The organism is Streptomyces sp. NPDC002574 (genome assembly GCF_042889545.1).
In the GTDB taxonomy this organism is placed as follows: domain Bacteria; phylum Actinomycetota; class Actinomycetes; order Streptomycetales; family Streptomycetaceae; genus Actinacidiphila.
In genome coordinates this window covers 344,493-357,782 of the sequence record NZ_JBIARB010000009.1, presented here as the reverse complement: position 1 = coordinate 357,782, position 13,290 = coordinate 344,493, and the positions used below count along the sequence as shown (strand labels likewise).

The 13,290-nt window shown below is 69.1% G+C and carries 12 protein-coding genes; 10 read left to right on the top strand and 2 right to left on the bottom strand.

The features are described from left to right. Positions 1–85 precede the first annotated feature (85 nt). Positions 86–1,060 (top strand): carbohydrate kinase family protein, encoded by a 975-nt coding sequence (locus ACFYXS_RS24155; RefSeq protein WP_389251477.1) that lies wholly within the window; start codon positions 86–88, stop codon positions 1,058–1,060. 66 nt (positions 1,061–1,126) lie between these two features. Here ACFYXS_RS24155 and ACFYXS_RS24150 read toward each other — a convergent pair whose 3' ends face one another. Then, positions 1,127–2,506: a cysteine desulfurase/sulfurtransferase TusA family protein gene (locus ACFYXS_RS24150; RefSeq protein WP_389251475.1), complete on the bottom strand. Its 1,380-nt coding sequence runs from the start codon at positions 2,504–2,506 to the stop codon at positions 1,127–1,129. 268 nt (positions 2,507–2,774) lie between these two features. On the opposite strand from ACFYXS_RS24150, the gene coxB reads away from it, so the two are divergent. From coxB to ACFYXS_RS24130, 4 genes are all read left to right on the top strand, one after another. Then, positions 2,775–3,740, top strand: coding sequence for a cytochrome c oxidase subunit II (gene coxB / locus ACFYXS_RS24145; RefSeq protein WP_389251473.1), 966 nt, complete (start codon positions 2,775–2,777; stop codon positions 3,738–3,740). Further along, a complete protein-coding gene (gene ctaD, locus ACFYXS_RS24140; RefSeq protein WP_389251471.1) occupies positions 3,737–5,482 on the top strand; it encodes a cytochrome c oxidase subunit I in 1,746 nt (581 codons plus the stop codon). The genes coxB and ctaD overlap by 4 nt, the downstream gene beginning before the upstream one ends. After that, complete coding sequence (locus ACFYXS_RS24135; protein WP_389251469.1) at positions 5,479–5,877, top strand: cytochrome c oxidase subunit 4; 399 nt, start codon at positions 5,479–5,481, stop codon at positions 5,875–5,877. The genes ctaD and ACFYXS_RS24135 overlap by 4 nt, the downstream gene beginning before the upstream one ends. 132 nt (positions 5,878–6,009) lie before the next feature. Further along, positions 6,010–7,248: an Ig-like domain-containing protein gene (locus ACFYXS_RS24130; RefSeq protein WP_389251691.1), complete on the top strand. Its 1,239-nt coding sequence runs from the start codon at positions 6,010–6,012 to the stop codon at positions 7,246–7,248. 12 nt (positions 7,249–7,260) lie between these two features. Here the strand turns inward: ACFYXS_RS24130 and ACFYXS_RS24125 are convergent, their stop codons facing one another. Continuing rightward, positions 7,261–7,662, bottom strand: coding sequence for a hypothetical protein (locus ACFYXS_RS24125; protein WP_319662131.1), 402 nt, complete (start codon positions 7,660–7,662; stop codon positions 7,261–7,263). Between the two features lie 169 nt (positions 7,663–7,831). Here ACFYXS_RS24125 and ACFYXS_RS24120 point away from each other — a divergent pair, with 169 nt between their 5' ends. From ACFYXS_RS24120 to trpD, 5 genes are all read left to right on the top strand, one after another. Next, complete coding sequence (locus ACFYXS_RS24120; protein WP_389251467.1) at positions 7,832–8,452, top strand: heme-copper oxidase subunit III; 621 nt, start codon at positions 7,832–7,834, stop codon at positions 8,450–8,452. An 80-nt stretch (positions 8,453–8,532) separates the two neighbouring features. Then, positions 8,533–9,342 carry a c-type cytochrome gene (locus tag ACFYXS_RS24115; protein ID WP_389251465.1) on the top strand — a complete coding sequence of 270 codons (810 nt, stop codon included), beginning with the start codon at positions 8,533–8,535 and terminating at the stop codon, positions 9,340–9,342. 8 nt (positions 9,343–9,350) lie between these two features. Next, positions 9,351–10,391 carry a Rieske 2Fe-2S domain-containing protein gene (locus ACFYXS_RS24110; RefSeq protein WP_389251463.1) on the top strand — a complete coding sequence of 347 codons (1,041 nt, stop codon included), beginning with the start codon at positions 9,351–9,353 and terminating at the stop codon, positions 10,389–10,391. Next, a complete protein-coding gene (locus ACFYXS_RS24105) occupies positions 10,388–12,025 on the top strand; it encodes a cytochrome bc complex cytochrome b subunit (protein ID WP_389251461.1) in 1,638 nt (545 codons plus the stop codon). The genes ACFYXS_RS24110 and ACFYXS_RS24105 overlap by 4 nt, the downstream gene beginning before the upstream one ends. A gap of 148 nt (positions 12,026–12,173) precedes the next feature. After that, positions 12,174–13,238, top strand: coding sequence for an anthranilate phosphoribosyltransferase (trpD, locus tag ACFYXS_RS24100; protein ID WP_389251459.1), 1,065 nt, complete (start codon positions 12,174–12,176; stop codon positions 13,236–13,238). The last annotated feature ends 52 nt before the right edge of the window (positions 13,239–13,290 follow it).

The window sequence follows — 13,290 nt, the reverse complement described above, 5'->3', positions numbered from 1 at the left end:
TGTCGGCGTTCACCGGCCCACCCGGTAGCGTTGACAGTTCCCTTGCCCGTTTCCAATGTCCGCCCCCCGCAGGAGCAGCCCAGCCGTGCGTATCGCAGTCACCGGCTCCATCGCCACCGACCATCTGATGACCTTCCCCGGCCGATTCGCCGACCAGCTCGTCGCGGACCAGCTGCACACGGTCTCCCTGTCCTTCCTGGTCGACACCCTCGACGTGCGCCGCGGAGGCGTCGGCGCGAACATCTGCTTCGGAATGGGCCAACTGGGTGTACGGCCCGTGCTGGTCGGGGCCGCCGGCTCCGACTTCGACGACTACCGGGCGTGGCTGGACCGGCACGGTGTGGACACCGCCTCCGTGCGGATCTCCGAGGTCCTGCACACCGCGCGCTTCGTCTGCACCACCGACGCCGACCACAACCAGATCGGCTCCTTCTACACCGGTGCGATGAGCGAGGCCCGCCTCATCGAGCTGCACTCCGTCGCCGCCCGCGTCGGCGGTCTCGACCTGGTCCTCATCGGCGCCGACGACCCGGAGGCGATGCTCCGCCACACCGAGGAGTGCCGTTCGCGCGACATCCCGTGGGCCGCGGACTTCTCGCAGCAGATCGCCCGCATGAACGGCGACGAGATCCGGATACTGCTGGACGGCGCGGCCTACCTCTTCTCCAACGAGTACGAGAAGGGCCTCATCGAGTCCAAGACCGGCTGGACCGAGCAGGAGATCCTCGCCCGTGTCGGCACCCGGGTCACCACCCTGGGGTCCCGCGGTGTGCGCATCGACCGCGTCGGCGAGGAGCCGGTCGTCGTCGGCTGCGCCGAGGAGGAGGCCAAGGTCGACCCCACCGGGGTGGGCGACGCCTTCCGCGCCGGCTTCCTGTCCGGCCTCGCCTGGGGCGTCGGGCACGAGCGCGCCGCGCAGGTGGGCTGCATGCTCGCCACCCTGGTCATCGAGACCCTCGGCACCCAGGAGTACCAGCTGCGCCGGGCGCACTTCATGGACCGCTTCACCAAGGCCTACGGCGACGAGGCCGCCGACGAGGTCCGCACGCACCTGCGCTGACCCCACCGCGACGCGTACCGCGCCCCGCCGCCCCTCCCGGGCGGCGGGGCGCGGTGCGTGGCGTCGTCAGGACAACCGGCGCACCCAGTAGGCGACGCCGTGCGGCGCCTCGTGCGCACCGGCGTACTCCTGGCCGCGCATCTCGCACCAGGCGGGGATGTCGAGCCGGGCGGCCTCGTCGTCGGACAGGACGGAGACGATGCCGCCGACCGGCACGTCCTCGATGACCTTCGCCAGCTCGATGACCGGGATCGGGCACCGCTTGCCGAGCGAGTCCACCACCAGCTCGGGCAGGCCCTCGCGCGCCCCACCGGTCGCACGGGCCGACGGCTCGGGGGCGCCGAGCCGTTCGCGGACGGTCCGGACCACGCCGGGCAGGGTCTCCAGGAAGCCCTCGACGTCGTCGGCCACCGCGCCGGACGGGAGCGACACGCGGACGTTCCCCTCCGACAGCACGCCCATGGCCTTGAGGACATGGCTGGGCGTCAGGGTGCTCGACGTGCACGACGACCCGGAGGAGACGGACCAGCCCGCCCGGTCGAGTTCGTGCAGCAGCGCCTCGCCGTCGACGTAAAGGCAGGAGAACGTCACGACGTTGGGCAGTCGCAGCGAAGGGTGCCCGACGACCTCGACGTCCGGCACCAGTTCCGGCACCCGGGCGCGGATCCGGTCGACCAGTGCCGACAGGCGCGCCGCCTCCGCGACCGCCTCCGCGCGCACCGCGCGCAGCGAGGCGGCCGCCGCGACGATGGCCGGGAGGTTCTCGAAGCCCGGGGCGCGGCCGGACTCCCTTTCGTCCGCGGGTCCCTGGGGAGCGAAGCGGGTGCCCTTGCGCACCGCGAGCAGTCCGACCCCGGACGGCCCACCCCACTTGTGCGCGCTCGCCGCCAGCAGGGACCAGGGGCCCTCGACCGGCCCCCAGCCCAGCGACTGCGCGGCGTCCACCAGCAGCGGCACCCCGGCCGCCCGGCACAGTTCCGCCACCTGGGCGACCGGCTGCACCGTGCCCACCTCGTGGTTGGCGGACTGCAGACACGCCAGCGCGGTGTCCTCCCGCAGCGCCTCCGCGAAGGCGGCGGCGTCGACCAGGCCGGTACGGTCCACCTCCACCTCGGTCACCGGGCCGTCCTCCACCGCGTGCAGGACGGAGGAGTGCTCGACCGCCGAGACGACCGCGTGCCGCCCCACCCGCCGCCGTCCGGCCAACGCTCCGGAGACCGCCGCGTGGACCGCGCGTGTCCCCGAAGGAGTGAAAACCAGTTCGTCCGGCCGGCATCCCACGGCCTCCGCCGCGGCCTCCCGCGCCGCGTCCAGCAGCAGCCGGGCACGGCGCCCCTCCCGGTACAGCCGGGCGGGGTCGGCCCAGCCCTCGTCGAGGGCGGCGAGCAGGGCCTGACGGGCGACGGGATGCAAGGGAGCGGCGGACGCGGCATCGAAATAGGGCACGTCCCGCACGGTACGCCCCGTGGGTCCGGCCGGCGTCTGGGCCTGCGTCAGAAGACCCCGGAACGGGGCGTTCCGTGAGTGCGGGACGGCGTCCGACACCCCTTCGGGGGCCGCCCCGGCGCGTTGGCACCCCTCCCCGCGCGGCCCAAAAACGAGTCCAGTAGGGTTTGGTCCGCATAAACATCCACACCACTGCCCGCGCCAGGGCGACCGACCAGCACAGGCCGGGAATCCGGACGCGCGGGCGAGACTCTCGGGAAGGCGCTACGTGAGTCCCTACGGCTCCGACCGCTCGTCGCGGCGCCCGATGCGGCGGATTCTGCCGCAGGCGCTGGCCGCGGGCCTGGTCCTTGCGACCGCCACCGGTTGCACATACGAGGACTTCCCCCGCCTCGGCATGCCCAGCCCCGCAACAGCCGAGGCACCGCGGATCCTCTCGCTCTGGCAGGGTTCCTGGGCGGCCGCGTTCGCGGTCGGTGTGCTCGTCTGGGGGCTGATCCTCTGGAGCATCATCTTCCACCGCCGCAGCCGCACCAAGGTGGAGGTGCCGCCCCAGATCCGGTACAACATGCCGATCGAGGCGCTCTTCACCACGGTTCCGCTGGTCATCATCTCGGTGCTCTTCTACTTCACCGCGCGGGACGAGTCCAAGCTCCTGGAGACCTCGAAGCGGCCCGACCACGTCGTCAACGTCGTCGGTTTCCAGTGGAGCTGGGCCTTCAACTACGTCGAGGACGTGGACGGCAACCCGTCGACGCCCCCGGCGGGCAAGGTGCCCGCGGAGCTCTCCACGATCTCGGCGAAGAAGCTGGACGCGCCCGCAGGCGCGGACGGCGTCTACGACTTCGGATCCGCGGCCACCAAGGACCCGGACACCGGCAACCCCGGCCCGACCCTGTGGCTGCCGAAGGGCGAGTCGGTTCGTTTTGTACTCACCTCGCGTGACGTCATCCACGACTTCTGGGTGGTCCCCTTCCTGATGAAGATGGACGTCATCCCCGGCCACACCAACGTCTTCCAGGTGACCCCCAACAAGGAGGGCACCTTCATGGGCAAGTGCGCCGAGCTGTGCGGCGTGGACCACTCCCGGATGCTCTTCAACGTCAAGGTCGTCTCTCCGGCGCAGTACCAGCAGCACCTGAAGGACCTGGCGAAGAAGGGCCAGACCGGTTACGTCCCGGCAGGCATTGCCACCACCGGCAACGCCAAGAACGCGGAGACCAAGACCCAGTGAGCATTCTCAACGAACCCCACGGCGCGGCCGCGGCGCACGAAGACACGTACGAGGACGAGCTGCCGCTGCGCACGAAGCAGCCCGGCGTGGCGGTCGTGAAGTGGCTGACCACGACCGACCACAAGACGATCGGCTCGCTCTACCTCGCGACGTCGTTCTTCTTCTTCATCATCGGCGGCATCATGGCGCTCATCATGCGCGCCGAGCTCGCCCGCCCCGGCACCCAGGTGGTGTCGAACGAGCAGTTCAACCAGCTCTTCACGATGCACGGCACCGTGATGCTGCTGATGTTCGCGACGCCGCTGTTCGCCGGCTTCGCGAACTGGATCATGCCGCTGCAGATCGGCGCCCCCGACGTCGCGTTCCCGCGGCTGAACATGTTCGCCTACTGGCTCTACCTGTTCGGCTCGCTCATCGCGGTCGCCGGCTTCCTGACCCCGAACGGCGCCGCCGACTTCGGCTGGTTCGCCTACTCCCCGCTCACCGACGCGGTCCGCTCGCCGGGCATCGGCGGCGACCTGTGGATCATGGGTCTGGCCTTCTCCGGCTTCGGTACGATCCTCGGCTCGGTCAACTTCATCACCACGATCATCTGCATGCGCGCCCCCGGCATGACGATGTTCCGGATGCCGATCTTCGTCTGGAACGTGCTGCTCACCGGTGTGCTGGTGCTCTTCGCCTTCCCGGTGCTGGCCGCCGCGCTGCTCGCCCTGGAGGCGGACCGCAAGTTCGGTGCCCATGTGTTCGACGCCGCCAACGGCGGCGCCTTGCTATGGCAACACCTGTTCTGGTTCTTCGGGCATCCAGAGGTGTACATCATCGCGTTGCCGTTCTTCGGCATCATCAGTGAGGTCATTCCGGTCTTCTCCCGGAAACCGATGTTCGGTTACGTCAGCCTCATCGCGGCGACCATCTCCATCGCCGGCCTCTCGGCGACCGTGTGGGCGCACCACATGTACGTCACCGGCGGTGTGCTGCTGCCGTTCTTCTCGTTCATGACCTTCCTGATCGCGGTACCGACCGGTGTGAAGTTCTTCAACTGGATCGGCACGATGTGGAAGGGCTCACTGAGTTTCGAGACACCGATGCTCTGGGCGATCGGCTTCCTGATCACCTTCGCCTTCGGTGGTCTGACCGGTGTCATCCTGGCCTCGCCACCGCTGGACTTCCACGTCTCCGACTCGTACTTCGTGGTGGCGCACTTCCACTACGTCGTCTTCGGAACCGTCGTCTTCGCGATGTTCTCCGGCTTCCACTTCTGGTGGCCGAAGTTCACCGGCAAGATGCTGGACGAGCGACTGGGCAAGATCACCTTCTGGACGCTGTTCTTCGGCTTCCACGGCACGTTCCTCGTCCAGCACTGGCTGGGCGCCGAGGGCATGCCGCGCCGCTACGCGGACTACCTGGCCGCGGACGGCTTCACCACGCTGAACACCATCTCGACCATCAGCTCGTTCCTGCTGGGCCTGTCGATGCTGCCGTTCTTCTACAACGTGTGGAAGACCGCCAAGTACGGCAAGCCGGTCGAGGTCGACGACCCGTGGGGCTACGGCCGCTCGCTGGAGTGGGCGACCTCCTGCCCGCCGCCGCGGCACAACTTCCTCACGCTGCCGCGCATCCGGTCCGAATCCCCGGCGTTCGACCTCCACCACCCGGAGATCGCCGCTCAGGACCAGCTGGAGAACGTCGGTCCGGCCCCCAGGGCCGTCTCCGGCGGCGATGAGAAGGAGACGGGCAAGTGAAGTTCCAGGGCAGGCTGTTCCTGTGGCTCTCCTTCTTCTTCCTGGCCATGGCCATCATCTACGGCCTGTGGTCCAAGGAGCCGGTCGGCACCACGGCGCTGTTCCTCTCCTTCGGCCTGGCCGTGATGATCGGCTTCTACCTGGCCTTCACCGCCCGCCGGGCGGACACCGGTGCCCAGGACCGCGAGGACGCGGACGTCGCTGACGACGCCGGCGAGATGGGCTTCTTCAGCCCGCACAGCTGGCAGCCGCTGCTGCTGGCCTTCGGTGGTGCCACCGTCTTCCTCGGCATCATCTTCGGCTGGTGGCTGATCTACTTCGGCGCGCCCTTCATCCTCTTCGGACTGTGGGGCTGGGTCTTCGAGTACTACCGGGGCGAGAACCGCACCCAGTGAGCTCGTAGCGCACACGGGCGAGGCCCGGACACCCGAATGGGGTCCGGGCCTCGCCCGTTCGCACGCGCCCGACGCGCGCGAACGGCCTCTTATGCATAACGTGTGATCATGGGTCTCTTTTCTCCCCGCCGAATGGCGATCGCACTCGTGACAGCGGTGGTGGCAGCGCCGTTGGCCAGCTGCTCGGGTGGCGGCGATCCGTTGGCCAAAGCTCCCTACGACGCTTCGGGCGACGTGGTGTGGGCCGCGGGCACGGGCACGAAGAAGGCCGACCCCGGGAAGCCGCTGGAAATCACCGTCAAGGGTGACGGCAAACGCATCACGGATGTGACGGCCACGGACGGCGCCGGCCGATTCATCCGCGGGCGGCTCTCCGAGGACGGCAGGCACTGGCAGAGCACCTCCGCACTGGGGGCGGGGGCCCACTACACCGTTCGGGTGAGCACCGAGGACAAGGACGGCCGTCAGGGCCGCAAGACGCTGGCGCTGGACACCCGTGCCCCCGACAAGCTGCTGCGGGTCACCTTCGGCCCGGAGAGCGGCACCTACGGCGTCGGACAGCCCGTCACCGCCGAACTCAGCGCCCCGGTCAAGGACATCAACGCCCGCATCGCCGTCGAGCGCAGTCTGCACGTCGACTCCGCGCCGTCGGCCGGCCAGGGCGCCTGGTACTGGGTGGACGACCGCACCCTGCACTACCGCCCGCGCACCTACTGGCCCGCGCACGCCCGGATCGAGGTGCGCAGCACCCTCGACGGCCTGCACATCAAGGGCGGCGTGTACGGCGGCCCGGCCAAACCCCTGACGCTGCGCACCGGCGACCGCGTGGAGGCTCTCACGGACGCCGAGACGCACACCATGACCTTCAAGCGCAACGGCCGCGTCGTGCGCACCATCCCGGTCACCACCGGCAAGCCCGGCTTCTCCACCCGCAACGGCATCAAGGTCGTGCTGGGCCAGGAGGCCAACGTGCGGATGCGCAGCGAGACCGTGGGCATCGCCTCGGGCAGTTCGGACGCCTACGACCTGCCCGTGCAGTGGGCCACCCGGGTGACCTGGAGCGGCGAGTACGTGCACGCCGCGCCCTGGTCGGTGGGCTCGCAGGGCGTCGCCAACGTCAGCCACGGCTGCACCGGCATGAGCACGGACAACGCCCACTGGTTCTTCGAGAACGTGCGGCGTGGGGACATCGTGGTGGTCACGCACAGCCTGGGTGAGGAAATGGCGCCGTTCGGGAACGGATTCGGCGACTGGAACCTCAGTTGGGCCGACTGGCGCAAGGGCAGCGCCGCCGGGGCGCGGGCCGGCTCCGACCCGGCCGCGGCGGACGACACGGACGACCCGCAGGCCCGCCTGCGGCCCGTCCTGTGACCCCTGCGCCGGTTACGCGTCGACGGACAGACGCTGCCTGAGCAGCCCCGCCAGGGCGGCGCTCAGCTCGACCGGGTCGACGGGGTGGCTCACCGCCGCGTCGGCCCGGCTCCAGCTGGCCAGCCAGGCGTCCTGGGGGCGTCCGATCAGCACCAGCACCGGCGGGCAGCGGAAGATCTCGTCCTTGACCTGCCGGCACACACCCATGCCGCCCGCCGGTACGGACTCGCCGTCCAGCACGCACGCGTCGATGCCGCCGTTCTCCAGCGCGCTCAGCACGGCGGGAAGGGTCGCGCACTCCAGGTACTCCACCGGCGGCAAGTCGGCTGCGGGGCGGCGCCCGACGGCCAGACGGACCTGCTCCCGGGTGTTCCTGTCGTCGCTGTAGACCAGCACCGTCGCGGTCGTCTGCATCCGTGCCTCCTCGCCTTCGTGGAGTCGCCTGCCTGTGGCCGAACCTTACTCCTGAGCAGGGTCCTTCGAGGAGTGTTAGCCCCTTCGGGCGATCTCTGCCGCTGTCCCAACAGCGTTGACACACCGAATGGCACCCCCCGGAGTGAGCGCGAGATAAGGGACCGACATAATGTCGGTCGTGGCGACAGCAACAGCAGTAGAAACCGGGCACGCGCACCCGTCGGTCAACCGGCCGAACCTCACCAGCGTCGGAACCATCATCTGGCTGAGTTCCGAGCTGATGTTCTTCGCGGCCCTCTTCGCGATGTACTTCACCCTTCGCTCGGTGACGGGTGCCGAGTACTGGAAGGCTCACGCCGACTTTCTGAACATCCCGTTCTCGGCGACGAACACGACGATCCTCGTGCTCTCCTCCTTCACCTGCCAGATGGGTGTCTTCGCGGCCGAGCGCGGCGATGTGAAGAAGCTGCGCGCGTGGTTCATCGTGACCTTCATCATGGGCGCGATCTTCGTCGGCGGTCAGATCTTCGAGTACACGAACCTGGTGAAGGAGGAGGGCCTTTCGCTCTCCTCGGACCCGTACGGTTCGGTGTTCTACCTGACCACCGGCTTCCACGGTCTGCACGTGACGGGCGGTCTCATCGCCTTCCTGCTGGTCCTGGGACGGACCTACGCGGCCAGGCGGTTCACCCACGAACAGGCCACCGCCGCCATCGTCGTCTCCTACTACTGGCACTTCGTCGATGTCGTCTGGATCGGCCTCTTTGCCACGATCTACCTGATCAAGTAAGCGGACCGCCGCGACCGCCGCGGCCTTCGGTCCGTGTCCCAGACCCATCGACGCAAGAGATCCTGACACCGGGGTAATCCGTGAAAAAGCTCTCCGCACGACGGCGCCACCCGATGGCGGCGCTTGTCGTCCTACTTCTCGCGCTCACGGCCATCGGGGGGCTGTACGCGGCGCTCGCGCCCGCGCCCAAGGCGCAGGCCGACGACAGCTCCCAGTCCCTCGCCATCGAAGAGGGCAAGAAGCTGTACTCCGTCGGTTGCTCCAGCTGCCACGGTACGTCGGGCCAGGGAAGCAGTGACGGCCCCAGCCTGGTGGGCGTCGGCTCCGCGGCCGTGGACTTCCAGGTCGGCACCGGCCGCATGCCGGCCCAGCAGCCCGGCGCGCAGGTTCCGAGCAAGAAGGTCATCTACTCGCAGAAGGAGATCGACCAGCTCGGCGCCTACATCGCGTCGCTGGGCCCGGGCCCGTCCACGCCCACCAAGGAGCAGACCAGCCCGAACGGCGCGGACATGGCGCGGGGCGGGGAGCTGTTCCGCACCAACTGCGCGCAGTGCCACAACTACCAGGGCAAGGGTGGCGCCCTGACGAACGGCAAGTACGCCCCGTCCCTCTCGGGCGTGAGCAACAAGCACATGTACGAGGCCATGCTCACCGGCCCGCAGAACATGCCGTCGTTCCCCAACAGCACGATGCCCGAGCAGAACAAGCGCGACATCATCGCCTACCTGAACGCCGTCAACGGCGACAAGGCACCGAGCCCCGGCGGCATGTCGCTGGGCAGCCTCGGCCCGGTCACCGAGGGTCTGTTCGGCTGGATCTTCGGCCTCGGCGTTCTGATCGTCTGTGCGTGCTGGATCGGCGCCCACACCACCAAGGCCAAGAAGTCATGAGTCAGGACATGTCAGAAGAGAACCTGCCGGAGCGTTCGGCTCACGATCGTGGCCAGGTCGGCCTCGCGGATGAGCACCCGTTCGCCGACCCGGGCCTGCCCGCGCACCTGCCGCGTCGCCAGGACATCGACGAGAAGGCCGCGAAGTCCTCCGAGCGCGCCGTGGCGCTGCTGTTCACCGCCTCGATGATCGCCACGCTCGGTTTCATCGCGAGCTTCGTCGTCATCCCGATCGACAAGATCGTCTACGTCTGGCCGCTGGGTCACATCAGCGCGCTCAACTTCGCGCTGGGCATGACGCTGGGCGTCTCCCTGTTCGCCATCGGCGCCGGCGCGGTCCACTGGGCCCGCACCCTGATGGACGACACCGAGCGCCCGGCCGAGCGGCACCCGATCGAGGCCGACCCGGAGACCCGGGCCCAGGTGATGCAGGACTTCGGCGACGGCGCGCGCGAGAGCCAGCTCGGCCGCCGCAAGCTGATCCGCAACACCCTGCTCGGTGCGCTCACCCTGGTCCCGCTGTCCGGCGTCATGCTGCTGCGCGACCTCGGCCCGCTGCCGGAGGAGAAGCTCCGCCACACCCTGTGGGCCAAGGGCAAGCTGCTGGTCAACCAGAACACCAACCAGCCGCTGCGTCCCGAGGACGTCGCCGTCGGTTCCCTGACCTTCGCCGTGCCCGAGGGGCTGGAGGAGGACCAGGAGGACTTCCAGGAGCAGATCGCCAAGTCCGCGCTGATGATCGTCCGCATCGAGCCGGAGGACATCAAGGACAAGCGGGCGCGCGACTGGGCGCACCAGGGCATCCTGGCCTACTCGAAGATCTGCACCCACGTCGGCTGCCCGATCAGCCTGTACGAGCAGCAGACGCACCACGTGCTCTGCCCCTGCCACCAGTCGACGTTCGACCTGTCCGACGGTGCCCGGGTGATCTTCGGCCCGGCGGGCCACGCTCTGCCGCAGCTGCGGATCAGCGTGAACGACGAGGGCTACCTCGAGGCGCTCGGCGACTTCGAAGAGCCCGTGGGCCCTGCCTTCTGGGAGCGTGGATGAGTACCAACGAGAGCGTGAGCGCCAAGCCGCGCGGCAAGGCGCCCGCGGGTGAGCGTGTCGCCGACTGGGCGGACGGCCGGCTGGGCATCTTCAGCCTGGCCAAGGCCAACATGCGGAAGATCTTCCCGGACCACTGGTCCTTCATGCTGGGCGAGATCTCCCTCTACAGCTTCATCATCGTCATCCTGACCGGTGTCTACCTGACGCTGTTCTTCCACCCGGCGATGAACGAGGTCGTCTACGACGGCTCGTACACCCCGCTGCAGGGCATCAGGATGTCCGAGGCGTACGCCTCGACGCTGCACATCAGCTTCGACGTGCGCGGCGGTCTGCTGGTCCGGCAGATCCACCACTGGGCGGCCATCGTCTTCGTGGCCGCGATGCTCGTGCACATGATGCGCGTCTTCTTCACCGGCGCCTTCCGCAAGCCGCGCGAGGTCAACTGGCTCTTCGGCTTCCTGCTGCTGTTCCTCGGCATGTTCGACGGCTTCATGGGCTACTCGCTGCCGGACGACCTGCTGTCGGGCACCGGTATCCGCTTCATGGAGGGCGCGGTCCTGTCCGTGCCGATCGTGGGCACGTACCTGTCGTTCTTCCTCTTCGGCGGGGAGTTCCCGGGGCACGACATCGTGCCGCGGTTCTACACGATCCACGTGCTGCTGATCCCGGGCATCATGGCGGGCCTGCTGGTGGCCCACCTGATCCTGGTCTTCTACCACAAGCACACGCAGTTCCCCGGTCCCGGCAAGACCGAGAAGAACGTGGTCGGCATGCCGCTGCTGCCGGTCTACACCGCGAAGGCGGGCGGCTTCTTCTTCCTGGTCTTCGGCGTCATCGCGGCCATGTCCGCGCTGGTGTCCGTCAACCCGGTCTGGGCGTACGGCCCGTACCGGCCGGACCAGGTGTCGACCGACGCGCAGCCCGACTGGTACATGGGCTTCTCCGAGGGCCTGATCCGCATCATGCCGGGCTGGGAGATCAGCCTGTGGGGCCACACCCTCGTCCTGGGCGTCTTCATCCCGCTGGTGATCTTCCCCATGGTCCTGGGCTTCATGGGCGTCTACCCGTTCCTGGAGTCGTGGGTCACTGGTGACAAGCGCGAACACCACCTGCTCGACCGCCCGCGCAACCGCCCGGTCCGCACCGGCATCGGCGCGGCCTGGATCAGCCTCTACCTGATCCTGCTGGTCGGTGGTGGCAACGACCTGTTCGCCACCCGGTTCCACCTGTCGATCAACGCGATCACCTGGGTGGTCCGGATCTCCTTCTTCGTGCTGCCGGTGCTGGTCTTCTTCATCACGAAGCGGATCTGCCTGGGCCTGCAGCGGCGCGACCGCGACAAGGTGCTGCACGGTCGTGAGACCGGCATCATCAAGCGGCTGCCGCACGGTGAGTTCATCGAGATCCACGAGCCGCTGGACCAGTCCAAGCTGTTCACGCTCACCTCGCACGAGCAGCCGGAGCCGCTGGCCATCGGCCCGGCCACGGACGAGAACGGCGTGGAGAAGAAGGTCGGTCTCACCACGCGACTGCGCGCGAGGCTGTCGCGCGGCTACTACGGCGAGGGCACCCAGATCCCCAAGCCGTCGGCCGAGGAGTACGAGGAGATCACGAGCGGCCACGGCCACCACTGATCCCGGAAGCTGTGCCACCGGGAAGGGCCCTGTTCGTCGGAGTTCATCCGATGGACGGGGCCCTTTCCCGTTCCCTCGCGCCGATAGGGTGGGGGCGAGGAAGTCCATTGCCCGTCCATTGCACGTCAGACCACCCGGAGTGTGGACCATGAGCGTTGTGAACCCCGCTGGAGGCGACACCGCGGCGGGCCGCTCCTGGCCCGGGATCCTGGGAGCCCTGCTGGCGGGGCAGGACCTGAGCACCGCGGAGACCGCCTGGGCGATGGACCGCATCATGAGCGGCGGGGCCTCCGACGCCCAGATCGCCGGCTTCATGGTGGCGCTGCGGGCCAAGGGCGAGACGGTCGACGAGGTCACGGGCCTCGTCGAGTCGATGTACGCGCACGCGCAGCCGCTCGACATCCCCGGGCCGGCCGTCGACATCGTGGGCACCGGTGGCGACCGGGCCAGGACCGTCAACATCTCGACGATGTCCGCCATCGTCATCGCGGGGACCGGGACCAAGGTCGTCAAGCACGGCAACCGCGCGGCCAGCAGCGCCAGCGGGGCCTCCGACGTGCTGGAGAAACTGGGCATCAACCTGGACCTGTCGCCCGACCGCGTCGCCCGGGTGGCCGAGGAGACCGGCATCACCTTCTGCTTCGCCGCCAAGTTCCACCCCGCGATGCGCTACGTGGCCTCGGCGCGGCGCGACCTGGGGGTGCCGACCTCCTTCAACATCCTCGGCCCGCTGACCAATCCGGCCCGCGTCGGGGCGTCCGCGGTCGGCTGCTTCGACACCCGGATGGCGGGTCTGATCGCGGGCGTACTGGCGCGGCGCGGCTCCTCCGCGCTGGTGTTCCGGGGCGACGACGGACTGGACGAGCTGACGGTCACCTCCACCTCCCAGGTGTGGATCGTGCGCGAAGGCACCGTGGAGCAGGTCCCCTTCGACCCGCGCGACGTCGGCATCGAGCTGGTGGAGATCGAGGCGTTGCGGGGTGCCGACGCGGCCTACAACGCCGATGTGGCGCGCCGGCTGCTGGCCGGCGAGACCGGGCCGGTGCGGGACGCCGTCCTGCTCAACTCCGCTGCCGCGCTGGTGGCGCTGGAGGCCGCGGAGGGCACCTTGACGGAGCGGATCGCCGCGGGGATGGTACGGGCGGCGGAGTCCATCGACTCGGGCGCGGCCGCGAAGACCCTGGAACGGTGGGCGGCGGCCACGCACGCGTAGCCGCGCGGACGTTCGTACGCGAGGGCCGGGGCCGGGTGCCCCGGCCCTCGCG

What these genes read in the sequence shown, in the direction of transcription:
- ACFYXS_RS24130 (WP_389251691.1), top strand. Translation starts at nt 6,010, where the DNA reads ATGGCGATCGCACTCGTGACAGCGGTGGTGGCAGCGCCGTTGGCCAGC.
- ACFYXS_RS24125 (WP_319662131.1), bottom strand. Translation starts at nt 7,662, where the DNA reads ATGCAGACGACCGCGACGGTGCTGGTCTACAGCGACGACAGGAACACC.
- ACFYXS_RS24120 (WP_389251467.1), top strand. Translation starts at nt 7,832, where the DNA reads ATGTCGGTCGTGGCGACAGCAACAGCAGTAGAAACCGGGCACGCGCAC.
- ACFYXS_RS24110 (WP_389251463.1), top strand. Translation starts at nt 9,351, where the DNA reads ATGTCAGAAGAGAACCTGCCGGAGCGTTCGGCTCACGATCGTGGCCAG.
- ACFYXS_RS24105 (WP_389251461.1), top strand. Translation starts at nt 10,388, where the DNA reads ATGAGTACCAACGAGAGCGTGAGCGCCAAGCCGCGCGGCAAGGCGCCC.
- trpD (WP_389251459.1), top strand. Translation starts at nt 12,174, where the DNA reads ATGAGCGTTGTGAACCCCGCTGGAGGCGACACCGCGGCGGGCCGCTCC.